This window comes from Micrococcus sp. LASM2_SD2 (genome assembly GCF_057364565.1).
Genome location: NZ_JBNFOB010000317.1, coordinates 1 through 2,062, shown reverse-complemented (window position 1 = coordinate 2,062; position 2,062 = coordinate 1). Strand labels below are relative to the sequence as shown.

The 2,062-nt window shown below is 73.9% G+C and carries 2 protein-coding genes; both read right to left on the bottom strand.

Translation table 11 applies throughout. The features are described from left to right. Positions 1-938 (bottom strand): protein kinase domain-containing protein (locus AC2W7A_RS11905; RefSeq protein ID WP_485991527.1); only part of this gene is annotated, 938 nt, incomplete at its 3' end. 54 nt (positions 939-992) lie between these two features. Beyond that, positions 993-2,062, bottom strand: a 1,070-nt coding sequence (locus tag AC2W7A_RS11900) for a PASTA domain-containing protein (RefSeq protein WP_485991526.1), incomplete at its 5' end; no start/stop codon positions are given.

The following is a 2,062-nucleotide window of genomic DNA, read 5'->3' as shown; positions in this document are numbered from 1 at the left end:
TCCTCCCGGCCACGGTCCGCGGCATCCGGGTCCGTGCCGGAGGGATCCGCGGCGGCCAGGGGCAGCGCGCCGGTGGGGGTGTCCTCGGGGGAGCCCAGGGCCTCCACGAGGGCGGCGGCGAACTCGTCCGCGTCCGCGAACCGGTCCTCGGGGTCCTTCGCGAGGGCGGTGAGCACCACCGCGTCGAGCGCGGGGGAGACGTCCGGGTTCAGGGTGGACGGGCGCGGGGGCTCCTGGCGGACGTGCTGATAGGCCACGGACACGGGAGACTCGCCCACGAACGGGGTGCGGCCGGTGAGCAGCTCGAAGGCCACGCAGCCCACGGCGTAGAGGTCGGAGCGGGTGCCGACCTCCTCGCCCATGGCCTGCTCGGGGGAGAGGTACTGGGCGGTTCCCACCACCGTCTGCGTCTGGGTCATGGTGGCGGAGCTGTCCGCGAGGGCGCGGGCGATGCCGAAGTCCATCACCTTCACCTCGCCGGAGCCGGTGACCATGACGTTCGCCGGCTTGATGTCCCGGTGGACGATCCCGAGGCCGTGCGAGTAGGACAGCGCGGCCAGGACGCCGTCCAGCCAGGCGACGGCCTCCTCGACCGTGACGTCGCCGGCCCGGATGGCGTCCCGCATCGTGCCGCCGTCCACGTGCTCCATCACCAGGAAGGGACAGGACACCTCGTGGGCATGGCGGTCCTCGAGCTCCTCCTCGCCCGTGTCGAACACGTGGACGATGTTCGGGTGGTTCAGGGACGCCGAGCGCAGCGCCTCCCGCCGGAACCGGGACTGGAACTGGGGGTCGCGGGCCAGGTCCGGGCGCATCATCTTGATCGCCACGGTGCGCTTCAGGCGCAGGTCGGTGCCGCGGTACACGTCGGCCATGCCGCCGCGGCCGATCAGATCCTCCATCTGATAGCGGCCGTTGAGGATGTGCTCAGTGGACACGTGCTGCTCCCGTCCGTCCAGGGGACGACGTCACCGGTGAGAGCCCCTTCGGGCTCAGCCGGTCACTCCGTCGTCGGTCGGTGCGGACCCGCCCTCGTCGACGGTGCCCGTGTCCTCCCCGGAGTCGCCGGAGTTGCCCGGGGCCTCGGTGGAGGTGTCCTCGGTCGGTGCCTGGGTGGCGGTCTCAGTGGGATCTGCCGACGGTTCGTCGGTCGGGGCGTCGGTGGCGGTCTCGGTGGGCTCCTCGCCGGGGGCGGCGGTCTCCTCGTCTGGGGCCTCGGTCGGATCCTGCTCCGCCGGAGCGGAGGTCTGTCCGGCGTCGGGGTCCTCGGTGGGCTCCGGTTCGGCGCCGGCGTCCTCGGTGGGCTGCTGCGTGGGCGCGGGGGCCACGCCGGCGGCTCCGGCCGCCACGATCAGCTGGACCGGGGTGTCGAAGCGGTGACGCTCGCCGGAGTCCGGGTTGACGCGCACCACGGTGCCGGCGGCACCGCCGGCGGACGGGTCGTCCATCCGGTCCACGAGGAAGCCGGCCTCCTGCAGGGCCGTGGTCGCCTGGTCTGCGGACATGCCCACCAGGTCTGCGGGGACCTCGCCCATGCCCGTGGACACGTCGAGGGAGACGGAGTCGCCCGCGGCGAGGCCGGTCAGGGGGGCCAGCGCGACGACGGTCCCGGCCTCCGTCTTGTCGTCCGCCTCCACCTGGTCGGCCTTCAGACCCTTGGACTCGATCTCCGGGACCACCTCGGCGACGGGCCGGCCGACGTAGTCGCCCTCCTGCAGGGTGATCTCTCCGGCCTGTGCCTGGCCCGGCTCGTCGCCGGCGCCGAGCATGTCGGAGATCCGCGGCCAGAGCAGAGCGCCGATCAAGGCGAAGGCGAGCAGGAGCAGCAGGGCGATCAGCGGCCAGCGCGGGCCGCGGCGGCGCCCGCCGCCCTTCGTCGCCTCGGGGCCGACGACGGCCGGGCGGGTCCTGCGCTCGTCCTCCTCGTCCAGGTGCAGCCGGCCGGTCTGCTGTCCGCGGTCCGGCACGTCTGCCGCCGCGGAGATCGGCTGGTGCTGCTCCCGGGCCGGCCGTCGCGGGAGTCCTGCGAGTCGTCGATGCGCGGCCATCGACGCCGTGCGGG